Annotated in this window: 15 protein-coding genes and 2 tRNA genes; 14 read left to right on the forward strand and 3 right to left on the reverse strand. The window is 71.2% G+C overall.

The features are described from left to right. The first annotated feature begins 16 nt into the window (after positions 1 to 16). Together eccCa and ACFYWG_RS12915 are read left to right on the forward strand one after the other, a co-directional pair. Positions 17 to 3,994 (forward strand): type VII secretion protein EccCa, encoded by a 3,978-nt coding sequence (gene eccCa, locus ACFYWG_RS12910; RefSeq protein ID WP_376334785.1) that lies wholly within the window; start codon positions 17 to 19, stop codon positions 3,992 to 3,994. 4 nt (positions 3,995 to 3,998) lie between these two features. After that, on the forward strand, positions 3,999 to 5,429 hold the full coding sequence (locus tag ACFYWG_RS12915; RefSeq protein WP_389201168.1) for a DUF6177 family protein: 1,431 nt from the start codon (positions 3,999 to 4,001) through the stop codon (positions 5,427 to 5,429). Positions 5,430 to 5,537: 108 nt separating this feature from the next. Here ACFYWG_RS12915 and ACFYWG_RS12920 read toward each other — a convergent pair whose 3' ends face one another. Continuing rightward, positions 5,538 to 6,656: an acyltransferase family protein gene (locus ACFYWG_RS12920; protein ID WP_376334322.1), complete on the reverse strand. Its 1,119-nt coding sequence runs from the start codon at positions 6,654 to 6,656 to the stop codon at positions 5,538 to 5,540. A 694-nt stretch (positions 6,657 to 7,350) separates the two neighbouring features. Between ACFYWG_RS12920 and ACFYWG_RS12925 the strand changes: the two genes are divergently transcribed. Further along, a complete protein-coding gene (locus ACFYWG_RS12925; protein ID WP_010041885.1) occupies positions 7,351 to 7,545 on the forward strand; it encodes a hypothetical protein in 195 nt (64 codons plus the stop codon). A gap of 94 nt (positions 7,546 to 7,639) precedes the next feature. Continuing rightward, on the forward strand, positions 7,640 to 10,348 hold the full coding sequence (locus ACFYWG_RS12930; protein ID WP_389201171.1) for a PQQ-binding-like beta-propeller repeat protein: 2,709 nt from the start codon (positions 7,640 to 7,642) through the stop codon (positions 10,346 to 10,348). A gap of 350 nt (positions 10,349 to 10,698) precedes the next feature. Here the strand turns inward: ACFYWG_RS12930 and ACFYWG_RS12935 are convergent. After that, positions 10,699 to 10,769, reverse strand: a tRNA-Gly gene (locus tag ACFYWG_RS12935). Between the two features lie 157 nt (positions 10,770 to 10,926). Between ACFYWG_RS12935 and ACFYWG_RS12940 the strand changes: the two genes are divergently transcribed. The 5 genes from ACFYWG_RS12940 (at position 10,927) to clpX (ending at position 15,760) form a co-directional block, all read left to right on the forward strand. After that, a tRNA-Pro gene (locus tag ACFYWG_RS12940) sits at positions 10,927 to 11,003 on the forward strand. A gap of 192 nt (positions 11,004 to 11,195) precedes the next feature. Then, positions 11,196 to 12,584, forward strand: coding sequence for a trigger factor (gene tig, locus ACFYWG_RS12945; RefSeq protein ID WP_383504871.1), 1,389 nt, complete (start codon positions 11,196 to 11,198; stop codon positions 12,582 to 12,584). Positions 12,585 to 12,869: 285 nt separating this feature from the next. Then, positions 12,870 to 13,475 carry an ATP-dependent Clp protease proteolytic subunit gene (locus tag ACFYWG_RS12950; RefSeq protein WP_030240055.1) on the forward strand — a complete coding sequence of 202 codons (606 nt, stop codon included), beginning with the start codon at positions 12,870 to 12,872 and terminating at the stop codon, positions 13,473 to 13,475. A 109-nt stretch (positions 13,476 to 13,584) separates the two neighbouring features. Continuing rightward, entirely contained in the window at positions 13,585 to 14,292 is a 708-nt protein-coding gene (locus ACFYWG_RS12955; protein WP_376334328.1) for an ATP-dependent Clp protease proteolytic subunit, read from the forward strand. 181 nt (positions 14,293 to 14,473) lie between these two features. After that, a complete protein-coding gene (gene clpX / locus ACFYWG_RS12960) occupies positions 14,474 to 15,760 on the forward strand; it encodes an ATP-dependent Clp protease ATP-binding subunit ClpX (RefSeq protein WP_031114127.1) in 1,287 nt (428 codons plus the stop codon). A 61-nt stretch (positions 15,761 to 15,821) separates the two neighbouring features. Here the strand turns inward: clpX and ACFYWG_RS12965 are convergent, their stop codons facing one another. Further along, positions 15,822 to 16,787, reverse strand: a complete 966-nt coding sequence (locus ACFYWG_RS12965; RefSeq protein ID WP_389201175.1) for a hypothetical protein — start codon at positions 16,785 to 16,787, stop codon at positions 15,822 to 15,824. 138 nt (positions 16,788 to 16,925) lie between these two features. On the opposite strand from ACFYWG_RS12965, the gene ACFYWG_RS12970 reads away from it, so the two are divergent. The 5 genes from ACFYWG_RS12970 to ACFYWG_RS12990 all read left to right on the forward strand — a co-directional run bounded on the left by ACFYWG_RS12970 (position 16,926) and on the right by ACFYWG_RS12990 (position 23,399). Next, positions 16,926 to 19,550, forward strand: coding sequence for a valine--tRNA ligase (locus ACFYWG_RS12970; RefSeq protein ID WP_383504865.1), 2,625 nt, complete (start codon positions 16,926 to 16,928; stop codon positions 19,548 to 19,550). Positions 19,551 to 19,735: 185 nt separating this feature from the next. Then, positions 19,736 to 21,259 carry a bifunctional folylpolyglutamate synthase/dihydrofolate synthase gene (locus tag ACFYWG_RS12975; RefSeq protein WP_383504862.1) on the forward strand — a complete coding sequence of 508 codons (1,524 nt, stop codon included), beginning with the start codon at positions 19,736 to 19,738 and terminating at the stop codon, positions 21,257 to 21,259. A 6-nt stretch (positions 21,260 to 21,265) separates the two neighbouring features. After that, positions 21,266 to 21,622, forward strand: coding sequence for a DUF4233 domain-containing protein (locus ACFYWG_RS12980; RefSeq protein WP_383504859.1), 357 nt, complete (start codon positions 21,266 to 21,268; stop codon positions 21,620 to 21,622). Between the two features lie 67 nt (positions 21,623 to 21,689). Next, entirely contained in the window at positions 21,690 to 22,103 is a 414-nt protein-coding gene (gene ndk, locus ACFYWG_RS12985; protein WP_376334337.1) for a nucleoside-diphosphate kinase, read from the forward strand. Positions 22,104 to 22,379: 276 nt separating this feature from the next. After that, positions 22,380 to 23,399 carry a rod shape-determining protein gene (locus ACFYWG_RS12990; protein WP_006133575.1) on the forward strand — a complete coding sequence of 340 codons (1,020 nt, stop codon included), beginning with the start codon at positions 22,380 to 22,382 and terminating at the stop codon, positions 23,397 to 23,399. Positions 23,400 to 23,459 lie beyond the last annotated feature (60 nt).

Genomic DNA, 23,459 nt, shown 5'->3' on the forward strand with positions numbered 1-23,459 from the left:
GGACGAGGCGACGACGATGAGCACCCGACTGATCCACCGGCCGGCCCGCACCACCCGCCCGCCGGCCGCACCCGAACCGCGCTCCATCGAGGCGCCGCCCAACCTGCCCGACGGCAAGTCGGGTTCGATCGCCACCTCGCTGCTGCCGGTCGCGGGTGTGATGTCCTCCGTCGTGATGATGACGGTCGTGCGCAACAGCCAGTTCGCCGCGCTCGGCGCGATCATCCTCGTCGTCACCATCCTCGGCTCGCTCGTGCTGGTCTTCTCCCAGCGCGGCAAGGCCCAGCGCACCCGCCGCACCCAGCGCGAGGCCTACCTGGCCTATCTGGAGGACCTGCGCGAGGAGTTGTCCGGGGAGGAGCGCGAGCGGCGCGAGAGCACCCAGGTCCTCAACCCGCCGCCGGACGCGCTGTACGACATCGTGCGCGACCCCGCCCGGCTGTGGGAGCGGCGCCGGCTGGACGCCGACTTCCTGCGGGTGCGCGTCGGCACCGGCGAGATGCCCGTGCGCGACCTGAAGGTGGACCCGCCCGGCTCCTCCGTGCTCACCCCGCCCGACGAATTCATGCTCAACGAGGCCTCCGCCCTCGTCGCCCGCTTCGGCAACGGCACCGAACTGCCGCTGACCGTCCCCCTCGACCGCGTCGGCAACGTCACCGTCATCGGCCCGCGCGAGGACACGCTCCGCGTCGCCCGCGCGCTGCTCGCCCAGGCCGCCGCCACCCACGCGCCCGACGACGTCGCCATGGCGCTGGCCGTGCCCGGCGACCGGATCGCCGACTGGGAGTGGGCCAAGTGGCTGCCGCACCTGCTCGACCCCGAGCAGTTCGACGGCCCCGTCGCGGCCCGCCGCATCGCCCCCTCGCTGCCGCAGCTGGCCCGGCGGATCGGCGGCGAACTGCGCCGCCGCGCCTCCTACGCGGCCGAGGTCCGGCGCGGCCTGTCCGACAAGGACGCCCTGGCCATGTCCGCGCGGCTGCTGGTCGTGGCGGATGCGCACGGCGGCGACGCCGTCGACCTGCCGCGCCCCGACGACGCGGTCGGCCTGCGCGACATGAGCGTCACCGTGCTGCACCTGCTCGATCAGCGCGTGCAGGAGCCGGGCAGCGTGGGCGTGCGCATCACGGTCGACGGTGAACGGGTCCTCATCGAGGACCTGCGCGAGAGCGAGCCGATCAGCGCGCACGGCACCGTCGACGAGATAGGCGCCCCCTTCGCCGAGGGCCTGGCCCGGATGCTCGCCCCGCTGCGCCTGTCCGCGGAGTCGATGGTCGACGCACCCCTGACCGGGCCGGTCGACTTCGCCGAACTGCTGGGCATCGACGACGTCGCCGGGCTCGACCTGGGCCGCCTGTGGGCGCCCCGGGGCGAACGGGCCTTCCTGCGCGTGCCCATCGGCGTCAGCGACGCCAAGGAACCCGTGCTGCTCGACCTCAAGGAGTCCTCCGAGCTGGGCATGGGCCCGCACGGCCTGTGCGTCGGCGCCACCGGCTCCGGCAAGTCCGAGCTGCTGCGCACCCTCGTCCTCGCCCTGGTCGCCACCCACCCGCCGGAGGACCTCGCCCTGGTCCTGGTCGACTACAAGGGCGGCGCCACCTTCGCCCCGTTCGCGAACCTGCCGCACGTGTCCGGCGTCATCACCAACCTCGAGAACCAGGCCGGCCTGGTCGAACGCGTCCACGCCTCCCTCGCGGGCGAGGTCAAGCGCCGCCAGCAGGTCCTCAAGGACGCGGGCAACGTCGCCGACATCGGCCACTACGCCGCGCTGCGCGCCGAGAAGCGCCCCGATCTGGAGCCGCTGCCGCACCTGTTCGTCGTGATCGACGAGTTCGGCGAACTCCTCACCGCCAAGCCGGACTTCATCGACCTGTTCCTGTCCATCGGCCGGATCGGCCGGTCCATCGGCGTGCACCTGCTGCTGTCCAGCCAGCGCATCGAGGCCGGCAAGCTGAAGGGCCTGGAGACCTACCTGTCGTACCGGCTGGGGCTGCGCACCTTCTCCCCGGACGAGTCCCGCACGGTCCTGGACACCACCGACGCCTTCCACCTGCCCCCGCTGCCCGGCTTCGGCTACCTCAAGGTCGACACCAGCCACTACGAGCGGTTCAAGGCCGGTTACGTCTCCGGCGCCTACCGGGGCCCCGTCCGGCGCGAGAGCGAGGAGGACACCGGGCCGCTGGTGCTGGAGTACGACGCGTACAACACGCTCGGCCAGGAGGACACCGCCTCCGCGGAGGAGCCGCAGATGCGGCGCCGGGAGACCGGACCGACCGAGATGGGCATGATGATCGACCAGCTGGAGCGCTCCGGCGCCCGCCCGGTCCGCCAGATCTGGCTCCCGCCGCTGCCCGCCGCCGTCCCGCTCGACAAGGTCGCGGGCCCCGTGCAGGTCGGTCCGCGCGGCATGCAGCTCGCCAAGCGCCGCGGCCCGCTCCAGGTGCCGCTGGGCGTCCTCGACGACCCGACCAAGCAGTGGCAGGGCCAGTGGTACCTGGACCTCACACTGGCCGGCGGCCACGCCGCGATCATCGGCGGCCCCCAGTCCGGCAAGACCACCCTGCTGCGCACCCTCGCCCTCTCCCTGGCCCTGACCCACACCCCGCAGGAGGTCGGCGTCTACGGCCTCGACCTGGTCGGCGGCGGTCTGCAGGCCCTGTCCGGGCTGCCGCACGTCGGCGGCATCGCGGGCCGGGCCGACCGGGAGCGCGCCGCCCGCACCATCGACTCGGTGCGCGCCATGCTCGACCAGCGCGAGGAACTCTTCCGCATCCACAACATCGACTCGCTGGAGCAGCTGCGCACCCTGCGCGCCGCCGGCCGCCTGCCCGACCTGGCCAGCACCGAGATCGTGCTGCTCATCGACGGGTTCGGCGCCCTGCGCGACGACTTCGAGGACCTCGACGACCCGGTCGTGGACATCCTCAAGCGGGGCAGCGGCTACGGCATCCACGTCGTCGCCGGCATGCTCCGCTGGAACGACGTGCGCATCGCCACCCAGTCGCAGTTCGGCACCCGGGTGGAACTCCGGCTGAACGACCCGAGCGAGTCCAGCATCGACCGCAAGCTCGGCGAGACCCTCTCGCCCGAGGAGAAGGGCCGCGTCCTCATCGACCGCAAGCTCTTCGCCCAGGTCGCCCTGCCCCGCACCGACGGCCTCGCCGACACCGCCGACCTCGGCGCCGTGCTGGAGACCACCGCCCGGGCGATCCGCGCCACCTGGACCGGGGACGTCGCCCAGCCCGTGCGCGTCCTGCCGCACGTCCTGGAGGCCCACCAGCTGCCCGGCCCCGCCGCCGAACCGCGGCGCGTGCCGATCGGCCTGGACCAGACGCAGCTCGCGCCCGTCCTGGTCGACCTCTTCCACCGCGACCAGCACCTGCTGGTCATGGGCGACAGCGAGTGCGGCAAGACCAACCTGCTGAAGGTGATCGCCCGGAGCCTGATCGAGCGCTACAGCGAGGACGAGCTGGTCTTCGGCGTCTTCGACCCGCGCCGCGGCCTGCGCGGCGTCGTGCCGGAGGAGTACCGGGGCGGCTACGCCTACAACGCCAAGCTGTGCGCCGGTCTGGCCGCCGGCATCGCCTCCGAGCTGGACAAGCGGCTGCCCGACGAGGCAGCCGACAACGCCGACCTGGAACCGGGCAGCTTCTCCGGCCCGCGCATCGTGATCCTGGTCGACGACTACGACGTCCTCACCACGGCCGGGCAGCAGCCGCTGGCGCCCTTCGTGCCGTACATCCCCTCGGCCGCCGACATCGGGCTGCACTTCGTCCTCACCCGCCGTGTCGCGGGCGCCTCGCGCGGCCTGTACGAGCCGCTGATGCAGAGCCTGCGCGAGTCGGGCGCCTCGGCGCTGGTCATGGCGGGCGACCGCAGCGAAGGGCAGCTCTTCTCGAACGTGTACGCAAGCCACCAGCCGCCCGGCCGCGGCGTGCTGGTCCGCAGGGGCGAACCGAGCCGGCTCATCCAGACCGTCTACGAGGGGACGAGGTAAACGCGTGACGAAGGATGTCATCGCCCTCACCAAGAAGATGCCCGATCCGCTGAGCGTGCTGGCGGGCCTGCTGTCCGGGGGGCCGGACCTGCTGGTGGGCACCGAGGGCGAGGGCGCCGTGGTGCAGCTGTGCGACCCGCAGGGCCGCCCGCTCGTGTCCGTCGAGGCGCCGCTGCTCGTGCAGGTCAGGGGAGAGGCCGAGCGGCTGCTCGGGGCACGGGAGCCCGAGGTGCCGTACTGGTGGACCGAGGCCCGCGCCACGACCGGGGTCAAGGAGGCCGAGGAGCTCGCCGGGACGTTCGCCGCCCGGATCGCCACCCTGGTCGGCGGCACGGCCTGGCCGCCGCAGACCGCGTGGTCCCTCGCGGTGGTCAAGACCGACGGGATGACGGTGGCGCCGGCCCCGGCCGCCGCGCAGCCCGCCGTGGACGTGCTCACCGACAAGGTCGCCGTCGTCATCCAGGACCGCCCCGTGGTGGCGATGACGGCCTGGCTGTCGGACGCCTTCCGTGCGGCGGCGAACGCCGGCCTCGGCCTGCAGATCGTCACCCCGGCGGGCACCCGCCTGTCCCCGGCGGTGCGCAACAGCCTCCCGGGCTGGCCCTCGCGCTGGGTCGTGCAGGACGAGCGCGACGGCTACTACGACGGCCTCACCGGGGCCGTCCTGCAGTGGAGCAACGGCCTGTTCGTGACGGTCGAGTCCCCGCAGGCCACCCCCGAGGACCCGCGCACGCCCCTGGCCGCCTCCTTCCAGCAGGGGGTCGTCGACCGGGGCGACACGGGGGAGCGCCAGCTGGCGATCTCCTTCCGCGCAGTCCACCCCGCCGACGACCGGCTCGTGCTCGGCGGCGCCGTGGAGGCGGTGTGGCGGGAGATCACCGGAGAGCCCCCGGCCGGCTGGGGCACGGAGGAGCCCGCCAACCTCCCCTGGTCGCTGCGCCAGTTGACCGACGTGGCCCACGAACGGGCCCCCGAACCCAGCTGGTTCGTGGTCGTCGGCACCCCGGAGCGGCCGGGCCTGGCGACGGTCCGCGTCACCCGGACCACGGCCGGCGTGGAGGAGGACGTCACGATGGTCCTCGGCTACGGACCGGGCGAGCACCTCCCCACGGACACCGTGATCGCGGCCGCCGAGGCCCTCGCCACCCGGCACGACCTGCAGTCCATGCTGGTGCAGATCCGCAGGGCCCGCCGCGACCTGTCGGTCCCGCCGCGCTTCGAGGGCCCGGGCGTGCCGTACGCGTTCGTCCTGGGCGCGGAGGAGGTCCGCGAGATGCCGGGCGACCGGGCCCGCCGCACCCCGCTGCCCGAGGCGCCGCGGGAGCTGGGACCGAAGACCCGACCGGCGCTCTGCTACACGTTCCCGGGCGATCCGTCCGACCTGTCCGGCTGGCAGGACTTCGAGCGGCTCATGCGCCACCTGAAGGGCGACTAGGGCCTGTCGTTGGTCCCACCCGCTCGGCACACGTACGCACGACGGCGGACGGCCCGCGCTCCTCGCGAGGAGCGCGGGCCGTCCGCCGTCGTCGACGCGGGGCGGGGCTCAGCCCACGGTCACCTTCTCGCGCTCGCGCCGCTCCACGCCCTGGCGCTCGCGCGCGGCCTCGGCCGCGTCCCGCTTGAAGGCCCAGTCCATCCCCGGCTCCATCACGCACCGGAACACCCGGCGCACCGGCGCGGTGCACAGCAGGGTCACGGCGGCGGCGGCGAGGACGGTCACCGCGATCTCACCGGCCGGGTGGTGCAGCCACGACGGCTCGAACCAGCCCTGGTAGTCACCGGCCTTCTTCAGGAAGCCGTGCAGCAGGTAGCCGTACAGCGTGCCGGCGCCCAGCGAGGTGAACCACATGTGGCGGCGCGGCACCCAGGCGAAGAAGCAGGCGGTCAGCACCAGGGAGCAGCCGAACAGTGCCAGCACCATCACCGGGCCGGTCCACCACGGCGCGGCCAGCTCCTGAGCGGAGTCGCGGTGGTAGAACCAGGCGGCGTTCATGCGCGGCGCCGCCCACCAGCTGACCGCCAGCGCGGCCGCGAAGACCGGCACCGAGGCGATCCGCACCGAACGGCGGCGCACCAGGTGGAAGTGCTCGGGCTTCATCGACAGGCCCAGCACGAAGAACGGCAGGAACTGCAGCACGCGCTGGAGGTCGAGGTCGTCCCCGATCGAGGGGCTGACGGTCGCCAGCACGGCGAGGACCAGGGCGAGCGGCAGGGGCCAGCGCACCGTCTTCCACAGGGGCGTGGTCAGCCGCCACACGAACAGCGCGCCCAGGAACCAGGTCAGGTACCAGGGGTCCAGGAGGCTGATGTCGTGGCCCGGGTCGTCGTCCATCCAGCGCTTGAAGAGCGAGTACGCCGTCTCGAAGACGACGTAGGGCACGGCGACACCGGTGACCAGGCGCTTGAGCCGGTCGGGCCGCATGTCGAAACTGCGGGAGAAGTAGCCGGAGATGATGATGAACGCCGGCATGTGGAAGGCGTAGACGACCTGGTAGGCGGCGTCGATCACGCGGCTGTCGCCCCGGAGCGGTTCCCAGGAGTGGCCCATCGCCACCAGCACGATCGCCAGGTACTTCGCGTTGTCGAAGAACGCGTCGCGCTGCTTGCCGTTCTGCTTCTTCCGGTGGCTCTGCGGGCTCTGCGGCGAGCGAGGGCTCGGCACTCCGCCCGCCGGCGACTGTGCCGGGGGAAGTGGCGCCCTCTGGTCGCCGTTCGGTCGCAGCGAGTTCGTCACAGACCCTCCCACCAGGAGCTCGGGGAGACGATCCGGGACCTCGCTGCGCGTGCGGGGGACGAGGCAGCGTGGAACATTCGAGGCACCCTAGCGTTCCCTGCGGCTATTCGTAAAACGCCGGACGTTAATCCTGGCTATTCAGTCCGGGTACCCCCGGATAACCGGTAGTTGACATCACAACATGCGTGACGGGCGCCACACTTCGGAGCTGCGGTAAGTGCCCCGACCGGGGCCTGATTGGGGTGATACATCCGCACTAAGCCGGGCATAAGACCAGCGGGCGACTCCGGTGGAATGTCTGCTTCCGTCGTCTTCGCGAGCTTCCCGGGCCGGTGTTGGCGAGTCCGCGGCGGTGATTTGAATTAACTGCGAACGCGTTGTGTGGGGACGGAAACGATCCGGCTGAATTTCCTGCGCGGGTGATGTATCGAATTGCCGTGCGACTACCGGCGGTTGGCTGCCCGGCGCCGGGGCGACACGCCGGGCCGGCCCCGCCGCACGGTGGTCGTTGCGTCACCGGCCGCATAGCGCGGCCGTGTTGGTGGCACGATGGTTCTGGCGGGGGTGCGCGGGGTCGCGTCCCCGGGCCGGGAGAGCGGACCGACCGAGGGTGTGATCAGTTGTGGCCATTTCACTGTCTGTGGTGCTGCTGTTGGCGATCATCCTTGTGGTGTTGCTGAGAGGAGGCTCCATCAAGGCAGGACCCGCGATCGTGGCGATCCTCTTCGGCTTCTTCCTCGCCTCGACCGGCATGGCCCCGTCCATCAACAGGTTCCTCAACTCGATAGCGGAAACCATCAACTCCATCAGCTTCTGACCGGCGGGGCCCGCCCCGCGCCCCGGCTCCCCGGCCCGGACGGTTACGCTCGCCCCGACCACAGGACGGTGCGTGACGGGGGGAACGTACGGGGATGGCGCTGCGCGACTCCGACCCGGCCGAGGTGGGCGGCTACCGCATCGAGGACCGCCTGGGCTCCGGTGGCATGGGGGTGGTCTACCTCGCCCGCTCGGCCTCCGGCCGGCGCCTCGCGATCAAGGTCGTCCACGGCCAGTACGCCGACGACGACGAGTTCCGCGCCCGGTTCCGCCGCGAGGTGGCCGCGGCCCGGCGGGTCAGCGGCGCCTTCACGGCCCCCGTCGTGGACGCCGGCGCCGACGCGCCCCGCCCCTGGATGGCCACGCTCTACATCCCGGGCGCGGACCTCGGCACCCACGTCCGCTCCCGCGGCCCGCTCCAGCCGCCCCGCCTGCGCGCACTCGCCGCCGGACTCGCCGAGGCGCTGCGCGACATCCACCGCGCCGGAGTGGTCCACCGCGACCTGAAGCCGGCCAATGTGATGCTCGCCGAGGACGGCCCGCGCGTCATCGACTTCGGCATCTCCCGCGCCGCCGAGGCGGCCGCCTCCGATGCCCTGACCCAGACCGGCCGGGTCATGGGCACGCCGCCCTTCATGTCCCCGGAGCAGTTCGCCTCCCCGCAGGACGTCGGCCCGGCCGCCGACATCTTCTCCCTCGGCTCGGTCCTCACCTACGCGGCCACCGGGCGCGGCCCCTTCGACAGCCCGAGCGCCTACGAGACGGCTCTGAAGGTCGTCGAGGGCGAGCCGGACCTCACCGAGGTGCCGGAGGAACTGCTGCCCTGCCTGCGCCTGTGCCTGGACAAGGACCACCGCGCCCGCCCGGCCGCGGACGAGCTCTTCACGCTGCTGCGCGAGGGAGCGACGGCCTTCGCCGGACACCCCGCCCCCACCACCGCGGCCACCCGCCCCGCACGCCCCTGGCCGGGCACCCGCCCAACCGAGCCGTCCGGCCCGGCCTGGCCCGAGGCGGCCCGCACGGAGCGGGGCATGGCCCCCCAATCCGCCCCCGGAGAAGCGGACGCCGAACGGCCCACGCGAGGCCGCCTCGACGTCCCTCCGGCACCACGGGGTGCACAGGCGGCACCGGACACTCCTGCGGCAACCGGCACCCCGGAATCCCCCGGCACCCCGGAAGCCCCCGGCGCTCCGGGAGTCCCCGGCGCTCCGGGAGTCCCCGGCGCTCCGGGAGTCTCCGGCGGGCCGCCCGCCGCCCGGCCGGCACCCTCCACCGACCGCACCCCGACCGGCCCCGCGAACCTGCCGGCCGCGTGGCCGGAACGGGGGACCGACGGCACCCCGACCGGCCCGGAGAACCCGTCGGCCGCGCCGCCGAAGCCGGGGGCCGACCACGCCCCTACCGGCCCGGAGGACCTGCCGGCGGAGCGGCCGGAGCGGGGGACCGGCCGCACCCCGACCGGCCCCGAGAGCCCGTCGGCGGAGCCGCAGGCACCCGCCGCCGACCGTGCCCGCAGGCGCCGCAGGAACGCCCTGATGCTGGCCGGGGCCGCCGTCTCGGTCGTCCTGGCCGCGCTCGTCACCACCACGCTCACCCTCACCCGCGACACCGGGCGCACGCCCTCGTCGTCCACCGTCCCGGCCGACCTCCCCGAGGGCTGGCGGGCGTGGGCCGCCGGGCCGGTGCCCCTGAAGGGGGCCGCACGCCTGCCCGGCAACTCCGCCTTCCAGCGGTGCGCCGCGGTGGAGACGTCCCTGGTGTGCGCGGGCGGCCAGGTCATGGCCGCCCGCTACGACCTCGCCCGCGGCGAGCGCACCTGGACCCGCTTCGTCGACCCGACCGCCCCGGACGGCCTGTCCTCGGCGCAGGGCTCGATCATCGGCACGGACGGCGACCGCGTCTACGCCTACCAGGCGGACAGCCGGGAGATGGCGAACGGCGCCGGTCCCCTGTTCACCTACACGGTCGCGGCCCTGTCCGCCGAGACCGGCAAGGTGCTCTGGCGGACCCGCACGGCCGACGGCCAGACCGCCCGCGTGCCCGACGCCGAGACCGGCGGCGCCGCCACCGTCCCCGAGGGGGTCCTGACCGTTCACGGTGCGACGGGCGACGAGTACGCCCTGCTCGACGCCGCCACGGGCGAGGTCCGCTGGAAGCGTCCCGAACCGCCGGGCGCGGACACCTGCGCACCGCGTGCTGTGGGGGAACGCCCCTACCTGATCTGCACGATCGGCACGTGGCAGCAGGACACCGCCCGCACGACCGTGTCCGAGCTGGACGTGGCCACCGGCAAGGCCCGCTGGACGGCCGAGGCGAAGGGCGACCTGGAACTGCTCGGCCGGGACGGCGACCACCTGCTGCTGGCGGCCCCCCACACGCCCGGCAAGGGCCTGACCCTGGTCCACACCCGCACCCACGCGGTGACCGCCGTCCCGGTCTCCGGCCGGCTGGCCGACGCCTCCGCCGCCCACCTGCTGCGGGGCAGGGTCTACTTCACCCGCGGCAGCGGCGGGGTGAGCGCGGTCTCGCCGCGCACCGGACGGACGCTGTGGAACAGCAACTCCACCGTGGAGCGGCAGGGCCCCCCGGCGGCCTCCGCCACGCACGTGTACGTCGCGTCGCCCAGCGGCCGGGTCGCCGCCCTGAACGTGCGCACGGGCAAGGTCGAGGGCGTACGGGACGGCCGGGACGACGGCGGAGAACCGGACAACGCCACGGGCGCACCCCCCACCCTGGTCGGCGACGCCCTGTACGTCCCCTACGGCACCCGCTCCGTCCACACCCTGAATGTGCGCGCCCTCTGACCCCCGGGCGGCCGGCCCCACCTGACGCGAAGGCTGACCCTCACGACGTCGCCCTCCCGGCCCGGACCCGTCCGGGCGGCCGCCCCGCCCTGTTCATCCACGGCACCCGGAGCGACACGCTCACCGCGCGACACGCGGAGGAGACGGCGGAGGAGAAGGTGGCTCGTCGGCCCCGCACCCGGTTCGCCCGGCTCACCACCGCTCACACCGTCCACGCGACCGACCCGACCGGGTTCGCGCCAGCGGTGCGCACGTTCCCGGAGGCCGAGGAAGCCATCCTCCGACCAGCCCCGGAAACACTCAGGGCCAGGCGGAGGAATGATCCTCCGGCCTGGCCCTGAGCCATGAAGAGCGGGCGACGGGAATCGAACCCGCGTAGCTAGTTTGGAAGACTAGGGCTCTACCATTGAGCTACGCCCGCACAGCACGCGCCGCAGGTCGGGTGACCGCGGCACTGCAGGCATCGTAGCGGGTCGCCCCCCTTCGCCGCACACCGCATTCCCGCCCGGCCCGACGCGGCGCCGCGCAATACGGCGGCCGCGGCGCCCGGCGGCATGTACCCTACGTGTCGCACCAGACGGGGTGTGGCGCAGCTTGGTAGCGCGTCCGCTTTGGGAGCGGAAGGCCGTGGGTTCAAATCCCGCCACCCCGACCAGCCACCCGGTCACCTCGGTGATCGTCTCCCGGCCACTGACGTGATCGCCTTTTGGGCGGTGTAGTCCCTGCCGTTACTATGCAAGCTGCACGCCCGTGTGTCTCAACGTCTGAAGTCCTCCGGGCGGCGAAATCCGCCGGGCCGTTCTGGCCCCGGCAGAACCCAAGCAGTCAGCCACAAGGAGACCGAACCGTGAAGAGCGCCGTGGAGACCCTGAACCCGACCCGGGTTCGGCTCACTGTCGAGGTGCCCTTCGAGGAGCTCAAGGACAGCCTCGACGCGGCGTACAAGAAGATCAACCAGCAGGTCACGGTGAAGGGCTTCCGCAAGGGCAAGGTCCCGGCCCGGGTCATCGACCAGCGGTTCGGCCGCGGTGCGGTGCTGGAGGAGGCCGTCAACGACGCGCTGCCGAAGTTCTACACCGATGCGGTCAACGAGGCCGAGCTGAGCCCGCTGGGCCAGCCCGAGGTGGACATCACGGAGCTGAAGGACGGCGAGACGCTGAACTTCACCGCCGAGGTCGACATCCGCCCGGCCATCGAGATCCCGGACTACTCCGGCATCGAGGTCGAGGTCGACGCGGTCGAGGTCACCGACGAGGACATCGACAAGGCCGTCGAGGAGCTGCGCGAGCGCTTCGCCTCCACCGCCCCGGTCGAGCGCGCCGCCGAGGACGGCGACGTGGTCACGATCGACCTGGAGGCCAAGGTCGACGGCGAGGTCCTCGAGGACGGCATCGCCAACGGCGTCTCCTACACCATCGGCTCCGGCGAGCTGCTGGACGGCATCGACGACGCCGTGAAGGGCCTGGAGGCCGGTGGCGAGGCCACCTTCACCTCCGAGCTCAAGGGCGGCTCGGCGGCCGGCAAGGAGGCCGAGGTCACCGTCAAGGTCACCCAGGTCGCCAAGCGCGAACTGCCCGAGCTGGACGACGAGTTCGCGCAGCTCGCCTCCGAGTTCGACACCCTCGAGGAGCTGCGTGCCGACAGCCGCAAGCGCCTGGAGAACATGAAGCAGTACGACCAGGCCACGCAGGCCCAGGAGCGCGTCCTGGAGAAGCTGCTCGAGCTGGTCGAGGTGCCCGTCCCCGAGAAGCTGCTCGAGGACGAGATCAACACCCGCAAGCACAACCTGGAGCACCACCAGCTCGGCCAGATGGGCCTCGACCTCGCGAAGTACCTGGAGATCCAGGGCAAGACCGAGGAGGAGTTCGACACCGAGACCCGTGAGGCCGCGGTCAAGGGCATCAAGACCCAGTTCGTCCTCGACGAGCTGGTCAAGCAGGAGAAGCTGAACGTGAACCAGGAGGAGCTCACCGAGCACCTCATGCGCCGCGCCGCCTCCTCCGGCATGTCCCCCGACCAGTTCGCCCAGGCGGTCGTCGAGGGCGGCCAGGTTCCGCTCCTGGTCGGCGAGGTCGCCCGCGGCAAGGCCCTGGCCGTCGTGGTCGAGAAGGCCACGGTCAAGGACACCAACGGCGAGATCGTCGACCTCGACGACGAAGAAGACGAGACGGAGTCCGCCGAGGCCGCCGCCGAGGAGGCCCCGGCCGAGTCCGCCGAGGAGAAGACCGAGGGCTGAGCCCCGGCACCGGTGAGTGCGTGAGAAGGCCCTGGGGCACGCCCCAGGGCCTTCTCGCCCTTCAGGGGGCCACCCGAGGACAAGACCGCACGGCGCCGCGGCGGAGCCCGCCGCGCTACGCCCCCGGCGAACACTCCCATCTCCGGGATTCCCCGAAGGGACCCGCGCGTTAGGGTCCATGAATACCAGGGCAGAGGAGTCCCCGAACGGCTCCGAGCCCCGCAGGGAAACGTGAGACGGCCCGGCGCCGTCGTAAGACGAGCAGGTGGATACGTGACGAATCTGATGCCTTCAGCCGCCGGCGAGCCTTCCATCGGTGGTGGCCTCGGCGACCAGGTCTACAACCGGCTGCTCAACGAGCGGATCATCTTCCTCGGCCAGCCGGTCGACGACGACATTGCCAACAAGATCACCGCACAGCTGCTGCTCCTTGCCGCCGACCCGGACAAGGACATCTACCTGTACATCAACAGCCCCGGCGGTTCGATCACGGCCGGCATGGCGATCTACGACACGATGCAGTTCATCAAGAACGACGTGGTGACCATCGCCATGGGTCTCGCGGCTTCCATGGGTCAGTTCCTGCTCAGCGCGGGCACCCCCGGCAAGCGCTTCGCGCTGCCGAACGCCGAGATCCTGATCCACCAGCCCTCCGCGGGTCTGGCGGGTTCGGCCTCGGACATCAAGATCCACGCCGAGCGGCTGCTGCACACCAAGAAGCGCATGGCCGAGCTCACCGCTCAGCACACCGGCCAGACGGTCGAGCAGATCACCCGCGACTCGGACCGCGACCGCTGGTTCGACGCCTTCGAGGCCAAGGAGTACGGCCTCATCGACGACGTGATCCCCACGGCCGCCGGCATGCCGGGCGGCGGCGGCACCGGGGCCTGAGCGGCTCTCACGGGGCCTGTGGCGCCCCGTGAGGCCAGGGAGCCCCTCCCGGGCCCCAGCGACCCCAGCCAGCCCCAGCCGACCGCCTCAGCCCTTTTCAGGAGACACCGTGAACCAGTTCCCCGGCAGCGGGATCTACGACCGCATGCCCGCCGTGCAGGACATGAGCGGCTCGCAGGGCCGCTACACCGGCCCGCAGGCCGAGTCCCGCTACGTCATCCCGCGTTTCGTCGAGCGCACCTCGCAGGGCATCCGCGAGTACGACCCGTACGCGAAGCTCTTCGAGGAGCGCGTGATCTTCCTCGGCGTCCAGATCGACGACGCCTCCGCCAACGACGTCATGGCGCAGCTGCTGTGCCTGGAGTCGATGGACCCCGACCGTGACATCTCGGTCTACATCAACAGCCCGGGCGGCTCCTTCACCGCGCTCACGGCGATCTACGACACCATGCAGTACGTCAAGCCGGACATCCAGACGGTCTGCATGGGCCAGGCGGCCTCCGCCGCCGCCGTCCTGCTGGCCGCCGGCACGCCGGGCAAGCGCATGGCCCTGCCGAACGCGCGCGTGCTGATCCACCAGCCCTACAGCGAGACCGGCCGCGGCCAGGTGTCCGACCTGGAGATCGCCGCGAACGAGATCCTCCGCATGCGTACGCAGCTGGAGGAGATGCTGGCCAAGCACTCGACCCAGACGATCGACAAGATCCGCGAGGACATCGAGCGCGACAAGATCCTCACGGCCGAGGACGCCCTGAGCTACGGCCTGATCGACCAGATCATCACCACCCGGAAGATGGACAACTCGAGCCTGCGCTGAGGCGAGAGGCTGTAACGTCTGCCGCCCCTTGGCACGGTTTGACACGGTCCACGTCAAAGCGAACCGCGCCAAGGGGGGCCCGGACGGGGGGCCCGGCAAGGTACCGTCGGACATAAGGCAGCACCAGGAGTCCGCTGGACGTCGGCGTCCAGGAGTCTCCCAGGCGAAGGGGAAGCACACCGTGGCACGCATCGGTGACGGCGGCGATCTGCTCAAGTGCTCGTTCTGCGGCAAGAGCCAGAAGCAGGTCAAGAAGCTCATCGCAGGGCCCGGTGTGTACATCTGCGACGAGTGCATCGACCTCTGCAACGAGATCATCGAGGAAGAGCTGGCGGAGACCAGCGAGGTCCGCTGGGAGGAACTCCCGAAGCCGCGCGAGATCTACGAGTTCCTCGAGGGCTACGTGGTCGGCCAGGAGGCCGCCAAGAAGGCCCTGTCCGTCGCGGTGTACAACCACTACAAGCGCGTCCAGGCCGGGGAGAACGGCGGGGCCAACGGCCGTGACGACGCCATCGAGTTGGCGAAGTCCAACATCCTCCTGCTCGGCCCCACGGGCTCGGGCAAGACCCTCCTCGCGCAGACCCTGGCGCGCATGCTGAACGTCCCGTTCGCGATCGCCGACGCCACCGCCCTCACGGAGGCCGGGTACGTCGGCGAGGACGTCGAGAACATCCTGCTCAAGCTGATCCAGGCGGCCGACTACGACGTCAAGAAGGCCGAGACCGGGATCATCTACATCGACGAGATCGACAAGGTCGCGCGCAAGAGCGAGAACCCCTCCATCACGCGTGACGTGTCGGGCGAGGGCGTCCAGCAGGCCCTGCTGAAGATCCTGGAGGGCACCACGGCCTCCGTGCCGCCGCAGGGCGGGCGCAAGCACCCCCACCAGGAGTTCATCCAGATCGACACGACGAACGTGCTGTTCATCGTGGGCGGTGCCTTCGCCGGGCTGGAGAAGATCATCGAGGCCCGGGCCGGCGCCAAGGGCATCGGCTTCGGCGCGCAGATCCGCTCCAAGCGCGAGATGGAGTCCAAGGACCAGTTCCAGGAGGTCATGCCGGAGGACCTGGTCAAGTTCGGCATGATCCCCGAGTTCATCGGACGCCTGCCCGTCATCACCTCGGTCCACAACCTCGACCGCGAGGCGCTGCTCCAGATCCTCGTCGAGCCGCGCAACGCGCTCGTCAAGCAGTACCAGCGCCTGTTCGAACTCGACGGCGTGGAGCTGGACTTCGAGCGGGAGGCGCTGGAGGCCATCGCCGACCAGGCCATCCTCCGCCAGACCGGCGCCCGCGGCCTGCGCGCCATCATGGAGGAGGTCCTCCAAGGCGTCATGTACGAGGTCCCGTCCCGCAAGGACGTGGCCCGGGTCGTCATCACGGCGGACGTCGTCCAGTCCAACGTCAACCCGACCCTCATCCCGAGGGACGCCCGCGGCCGCGGCCCGGGCGAGCAGAAGACGGCCTGACCCCACCCGCCACACAAAAGGCGCCCGGCGACATCGCCGGGCGCCTTCCGCGTACTGGGTGTCAGGCCTTCACGCGGACTTCCTCGCGGAGCTTGGTGGTGAGGTCGATCGCCGTGTCCTTGGAGACGTTCCCGCCGACCTGACCCGGCGACACCATGGTGATGGTGCTGTAGTCGGCCCAGGCGCAGAACCAGTCGGTCTTCTCCTTCTTGGTCGTGATGTCCTGGCCCTTGGCCGCCTGGCACTTCATGAGCGCGCCCTCGAGCTCGGCCTCCTCGGGCTCGCCGATCAGCTCGGCCTTCTGCTTGCCGCCGGAGGAGTTCTCCTGCGTCGACTTCTTAAAGTTGTCGAAGAAGGAGTCGAGAGCCGCTTCGGGGTCGGAGATCTCGCCGTAGACACCGACGAAGGTGACGCCCTTGGCCGTTGCCATCTCGGCGGCCGAGGAGGGGTCGCTGGGGTCGTACTTGCTCATGTCCAGAGTCGAGTAGGAGCCCAGTACCGACTTGCCGTTCTCGACGCCGCTCTTCTCCAACTCCTTGGTGGAGTCGTCACCGGCGGTCTGCCCGTCCTTCGTGACGCGCTTGTACTCGCCCAGCACCTTCGCCGGCGTCGCCAGCTTGTGCGGGCCGTCGTCCTCCAGCGCGCCCGCGCCGCCCGTGCCGCCGAGGACCAGGTACGCGCCCACGCCGAGCGCCGCGACGAGCGCGACCGCGCCGATGATCAGGCCCGTCTTCTTCTTGCCGCCGCCCGGCGCCGGGGGCTGCGGCATGCCGTACGGCGCCTGGCCGTAGGGCGGCTGCGGCTGCTGGCCGTAAGGAGGCTGCTGACCGTACGGCGGCTGCTGCGGCGGGACGCCCTGCGGGGGCTGCTGCGGGTAGCCGTAACCGGGCTGGGGCGGAGGGGCCTGCTGGGGGTAGCCGTAGCCGGGCTGGGGCGCCTGCGGCTGCTGGCCGTAAGGGCCCGGCTGGCCGTACGGTCCGGGCTGCTGGGGCTGCCCGCCGTACGGGCCCGGCTGGTTGTAGCTCATCTTCTGGGTTCCCCTCCAGATGGTCAGGTCTTTCCGACATCCTGGCGCAGACCCGCCGTGTGCATGGCATCGGGGCCGCCACCGTTACAAAGGAAACGCGTTTCGGGACGGGGTCGTGACACCTCTAAACTGACCCCCGTGACCGAGAACGCTCAGCAGCAGCCACCAGCGCCCAGCACCGACCTGCCGACCCAGTACGCGCCGGCCGACGTAGAGGGGCCGCTGTACGAGCGCTGGGTAGAGCGGGGTTACTTCGAGGCGGACGCCAAGAGCGACAAGCCGCCGTACACCATCGTCATCCCGCCGCCGAACGTCACGGGCAGCCTGCACCTCGGCCACGCCTTCGAGCACACGCTCATCGACGCCCTGACCCGCCGCAAGCGCATGCAGGGCTACGAGACGCTGTGGCAGCCGGGCATGGACCACGCCGGCATCGCCACGCAGAACGTCGTCGAGCGCGAACTCGGCAAGGAGGGCAAGTCCCGCCACGACCTGGGCCGGGAGGCCTTCGTCGAGCGGGTCTGGCAGTGGAAGGGCGAGTCCGGCGGCCAGATCAGCGGCCAGATGCGGCGGTTGGGCGACGGCGTCGCCTGGTCGCGTGAGCGCTTCACGATGGACGAGGGCCTGTCCCAGGCCGTCCAGACCATCTTCAAGCGCCTCTACGACGACGAGCTGATCTACCGCGCCGAGCGCATCATCAACTGGTGCCCGCGCTGCCTGACGGCCATCTCGGACATCGAGGTCGAGTACCAGGACGACGACGGCGAGCTCGTCTCGATGAAGTACGGCGACGGGGACGACACCATCGTCGTCGCCACCACCCGCGCCGAGACGATGCTGGGTGACACGGCCGTCGCCGTCCACCCCGGGGACGAGCGCTACAAGCACCTGGTCGGCAAGCTCATCAAGCTGCCGCTGACCGACCGCTCCATCCCGGTCGTCGCCGACGAGCACGTCGACCCCGAGTTCGGCACGGGTGCCGTCAAGGTCACCCCGGCGCACGACCCGAACGACTTCGAGATCGGCCAGCGCCACGACCTGCCGGCCATCACGATCATGGACGAGCACGCGGTCATCACCGCCCACGGCCCCTTCCAGGGCCTGGACCGGCTGGAGGCCCGCTCGGCGATCGTCGCCGCGCTGCGCGCCGAGGGCCGGATCGTCGCCGAGAAGCGGCCCTACGTCCACTCCGTCGGCCACTGCTCGCGCTGCAAGACGACCATCGAGCCGCGCCTGTCCATGCAGTGGTGGGTCAAGGTCGGCCCGCTGGCCAAGGCGGCCGGTGACGCCGTCCGCGACGGCCGGGTCAAGATCCACCCCCAGGAGATGGAGAAGCGCTACTTCGACTGGGTCGACAACCTCCACGACTGGTGCATCTCGCGCCAGCTGTGGTGGGGCCACCGCATCCCCGTCTGGTACGGCCCGGACGGCGAGGTCGTCTGCGTCGGCCCCGACGAGGAGCCGCCGAGCGGTGAGGGCTGGCGTCAGGACACCGACGTCCTCGACACCTGGTTCTCCTCGGGCCTGTGGCCGTTCTCCACGCTCGGCTGGCCCGAGCAGACCGAGTCGCTCGCGAAGTTCTACCCGAACTCCGTCCTGGTCACCGGCTACGACATCCTCTTCTTCTGGGTCGCCCGGATGATGATGTTCGGCCTGTACGCGATGGACGGCACCCCGCCGTTCCACACCATCGCCCTGCACGGCATGGTCCGCGACCAGTTCGGCAAGAAGATGTCGAAGTCCTTCGGCAACGCGGTCAACCCGCTGGACTGGATGGACAAGTACGGCTCCGACGCCCTGCGCTTCACCCTCGCCCGCGGCGCCAACCCGGGCGTCGACGTGCCGATCGGTGAGGACTGGGTCCAGGGCTCGCGCAACTTCGCCAACAAGATCTGGAACGCCACGCGCTTCGCGCTGATGAACGGCGCGACGGTCGAGGGCCCGCTGCCCGAGCTGTCGAGGATGTCCCCGACGGACCGCTGGATCCTGTCCCGGCTGAACTCGGTCGTCGCCGAGGTCGACGCGTACTACGACGACTACCAGTTCGCCAAGCTGTCGGACTCCCTGTTCCACTTCGCCTGGGACGAGGTCTTCGACTGGTACGTCGAGCTGTCCAAGACGACCTTCCAGGCGGGCGGCGAGGCGGCCGAGGTCTCCCGGCGCGTCCTCGGCGAGGTCCTCGACGTCACGCTGAAGCTGCTGCACCCGGTGGTCCCCTTCGTCACCGAGACGCTGTGGACGACGCTGACCGGTGGCGAGTCGGTCGTCATCGCCGAGTGGCCGAAGGACAGCGGCTTCCGGGACGCCGACGCCGAGCGCGAGATCGAGTCGCTCCAGTCGGTCATCACCGAGGTCCGCCGCTTCCGCGCCGACCAGGGCCTCCAGCCGGGCCAGCGCGTCCCGGCCCGGCTCACCCTGGACGGCACGCCGTTCGCGCCCCACGAGGCCGCCATCCGCCAGCTGCTGCGTCTGCAGCCGGAGGGCGAGTCCTTCACGGCGACGGCGACCCTCCCGGTCGCCGGTGCCGAGGTCGCCCTCGACCTCTCCGGCACCATCGACGTGGCGGCCGAGCGCAAGCGCCTGGCCAAGGACCTCGCCGCGGCCGAGAAGGAGAAGGCGCAGGCGGGCGCCAAGCTCGGCAACGAGGCCTTCCTGGCGAAGGCCCCCGACCACGTCGTGGACAAGATCCGCACCCGCCTGGCGAAGGCGGAGGAGGACATCACCCGCATCCGGTCCCAGCTGGAGCGCCTGCCGCAGGGCTGAGGCAGCGCAGGGTGGGCGAGGCCCCCGGAGCCGTCAGGCCCGGGGGCCTCGCCCGTGGAGCAGGGCACGCGCTCGGGGGCGTGCGGGCGTGCGGAACCGCGCGCACGGCCACGACGAGCCCGCACACCCGCCACGACACAAGCCACCCCCGACCCCTGTCACCCCGGCTCCGTAGACTGGGCCCCGTGAGCGAGCTCCCCCCGGACCCCAGCGCCGACGACCAGCCCGATCCCCTCCACGCGTTCGACGAGATCGTCGCGGAGGAGACCACCCGCGACCCCGACCTCGCCGTCATCGAGGCCGGCAGCCGCACCCTGCGCACCCAGGGCGGCCCGCCCGACGCCGACGTCCCCGCGCGGCCCGCCGACCCCGAGGTCGACAAGGCCCTGCGCGAGGTCGAGACGGAGCTCGCCACCCGCTGGGGCGAGACCAAGCTGGAGCCCTCCGTCGCCCGCATCGCCGCCCTGATGGACGTCCTGGGCGAGCCGCAGCGGTCGTACCCCTCCATCCACATCACGGGCACGAACGGCAAGACCTCCACCGCCCGCATGATCGAGGCCCTGCTCGGCGCCTTCGAGCTGCGCACCGGGCGCTACACCTCGCCCCACGTGCAGTCGATCACCGAGCGCATCAGCCTGGACGGCGCCCCGATCGCCGCCGAGCGGTTCATCGAGACGTACCAGGACATCAAGCCGTACGTGGAGATGGTCGACGCGCAGCAGGAGTACCGGCTGTCCTTCTTCGAGGTGCTCACGGGCATGGCCTACGCGGCGTTCGCGGACGCCCCCGTGGACGTGGCCGTCGTCGAGGTCGGCATGGGCGGCTCCTGGGACGCCACCAACGTGATCGACGGTGACGTCGCCGTCGTGACGCCCATCGACCTCGACCACACCGACCGGCTGGGCTCCACGCACGCCGAGATCGCCACGGAGAAGGCCGGGATCATCAAGCAGGACGCGACGGTGATCCTGGCGCAGCAGCCGGTCGACGCCGCGCAGGTGCTGCTGAAGAAGGCCGTGGACGTGGACGCGACGGTGGCCCGGGAGGGCCTGGAGTTCGGGGTCGTCGACCGGCAGGTGGCCGTCGGCGGGCAGCTGGTGACACTGCGCGGGCTCGGCGGCGAGTACCCGGAGGTCTACCTGCCGCTGCACGGCGCGCACCAGGCGCACAACGCGGCCGTGGCACTGGCCGCGGTGGAGGCCTTCTTCGGGGTCGGCGCCCAGCGGCCCGAGCCGCTGGACCTGGACACCGTCCGCAAGGCGTTCGCGGCCGTGGCCTCGCCCGGCCGGCTGGAGGTCGTACGGCGCTCGCCCACGGTCGTGCTGGACGCCGCGCACAACCCGGCGGGTGCCCGGGCCACGGCCGAGGCGATCGGGGAGGCGTTCCAGTTCAGCCGGCTCATCGGCGTGGTCGGCGCCAGCGGCGACAAGAACGTGCGGGGGCTGCTGGAGGCCTTCGAGCCGGTGTTCGCGGAGGTCGTCGTCACGCAGAACTCCAGCCACCGCGCGATGGACGCCGACGAGCTGGCCGGTATCGCCGTCGAGGTGTTCGGCGAGGAGCGCGTGCAGGTCGAGCCGCGGCTGCCGGACGCCCTGGAGGCCGCGATCACGCTCGCCGAGGAGGAGGGCGAGTTCGCCGGTGGCGGCGTGCTCGTCACCGGTTCCGTCATCACCGTCGGCGAGGCCCGACTGCTCCTGGGAAGGGGCTGAGATCCCGTGCGTACGCTCTGTTCCTCGACGCTGATCGGCGAGTTCTTCATCATCGGCTTCGCCGGCCTGGTCGCCATGAAGGACCCCGACCTGTCCACGACGACCGTGTGGACGGTCAGCGGTGTCGCGATGTTCCTGTGCCTGCTGCTGTGCGGCCTGGTGACGCGCCCCGGCGGGGTCGTCCTGGGCTGGGCGCTGCAGATCGCGCTCATCGCGTCGGGCTTCGCGGTCCCGATGATGTTCTTCCTGGGCGCGGTCTTCGCGGCGCTGTGGTGGGCGTCGGTGCACTACGGGCGGAAGGTCGACGAGGCCAAGGCGAGATTCGCGGCCCAGGCGGGCTCCTCCACGCCTGACGCTGCGTGACGGGCACGCCGACACGCCGGGTAACCTCGTCCCACCGCACCACCGTGATTGCAATAAGGAGCCCGTCGTGAGCCAGCGCACCCTCGTCCTCCTCAAGCCCGACGCCGTCCGTCGCGGCCTGACCGGCGAGATCATCAGCCGCATCGAGCGCAAGGCGGGCTGGACGATCACCGCGCTGGAGCTGCGCACCCTGGACCAGGAGACGCTGGAGCAGCACTACGGCGAGCACAAGGGCAAGCCCTTCTACGAGCCGCTGGTGGCGTTCATGTCCTCCGGTCCGGTCGTGGCGCTGATCGTCGAGGGCGAGCGGGTCATCGAGGGTGTGCGCCAGCTGGCCGGCCCCACCGACCCGATCGCCGCGGCCCCCGGTTCCATCCGCGGTGACTTCGGTGTGATCGTCCGGGAGAACCTGATCCACGCCTCCGACTCCGAGGAGTCCGCCGAGCGCGAGGTGAAGATCTTCTTCCCCGGTCGGTCCTAGCCTCCACACCGCACCGGCACATTCTGCGGGTCCGGGGGCCGAGGCCCCCGGGCTTTGCGGCATATGCGTGGCGATCGAGGGAACGAAGCGCCCCGAACGCCCGTCTCCACAAGCGGATGCGGTCGCCATCTGCTGACAATGGCCAGGACCCTCCCGCAGTGTTCGCGAAGGCGCGTCTACCATGGAAGCCTTCACGTCACAGCACCCACCTTTGCCTACCTGAAAAGCCCTCAAAAAGCTCACGGGAAGGCCAGACGAATCTCGATGGGGAACTCAATGTCGTTCATCGGCCGTGACATGGCTGTCGACCTCGGGACCGCCAACACGCTGGTGTACGTCAGGGGTCGCGGGATCGTACTCAACGAGCCGTCCGTCGTCGCGATCAACACCAACACCGGTGGCATCCTCGCGGTCGGCGCCGAAGCGAAGAAGATGATCGGGCGCACGCCCGGCAACATCGTTGCCGTGCGTCCGCTGAAGGACGGCGTGATCGCCGACTTCGAGATCACCGAGCGGATGCTCCGCTACTTCATCCTGAAGATCCACAAGCGGCGGTATCTGGCTCGTCCGCGGGTCGTCGTCTGTGTGCCCTCGGGCATCACGGGCGTCGAGCGCCGTGCCGTCATCGAGGCGTCGTCCCAGGCCGGCGCCCGCCAGGTGCACATCATCGAGGAGCCCATGGCCGCGGCCATCGGCTCCGGCCTGCCGGTCCACGAGGCCACGGGCAACATGGTGGTCGACATCGGCGGCGGCACGACGGAGGTCGCGGTCATCTCCCTCGGCGGCATCGTCACCGCCCAGTCCATCCGCGTCGCGGGCGACGAGCTGGACAACGCGATCATCCAGCACATCAAGAAGGAGTACTCGCTCCTGCTGGGTGAGCGGACGGCCGAGCAGATCAAGATCACGATCGGTTCGGCGTACGACCTCGACACCGACGAGCACACCGAAATCCGCGGCCGGGACCTGGTGTCCGGCCTGCCGAAGACCGTCGTCATCTCCGCCGCCGAGGTCCGCAAGGCGATCGAGGAGCCGGTCAACGCGATCGTCGACGCCGTCAAGACGACCCTCGACAAGTGCCCGCCGGAGCTGTCCGGCGACATCATGGACCGAGGAATCGTTCTGACCGGCGGCGGAGCGCTGCTGCGGGGCCTGGACGAGCGGCTGCGCCGGGAGACCGGCATGCCGATCCACATCGCCGAGGACCCGCTGGACAGCGTGGCGCTCGGTTCCGGAAAGTGCGTCGAGGAGTTCGAGGCGCTCCAGCAGGTGCTCGACGCCCAGCCGCGCAGATGACATAACTCTTCGATTCCGCCGTACGGGACGATCTCCTTCCGTACGGCGGATCGTTGATAT

Source organism: Streptomyces sp. NPDC003456, from assembly GCF_042878735.1.
Lineage (GTDB): Bacteria > Actinomycetota > Actinomycetes > Streptomycetales > Streptomycetaceae > Streptomyces.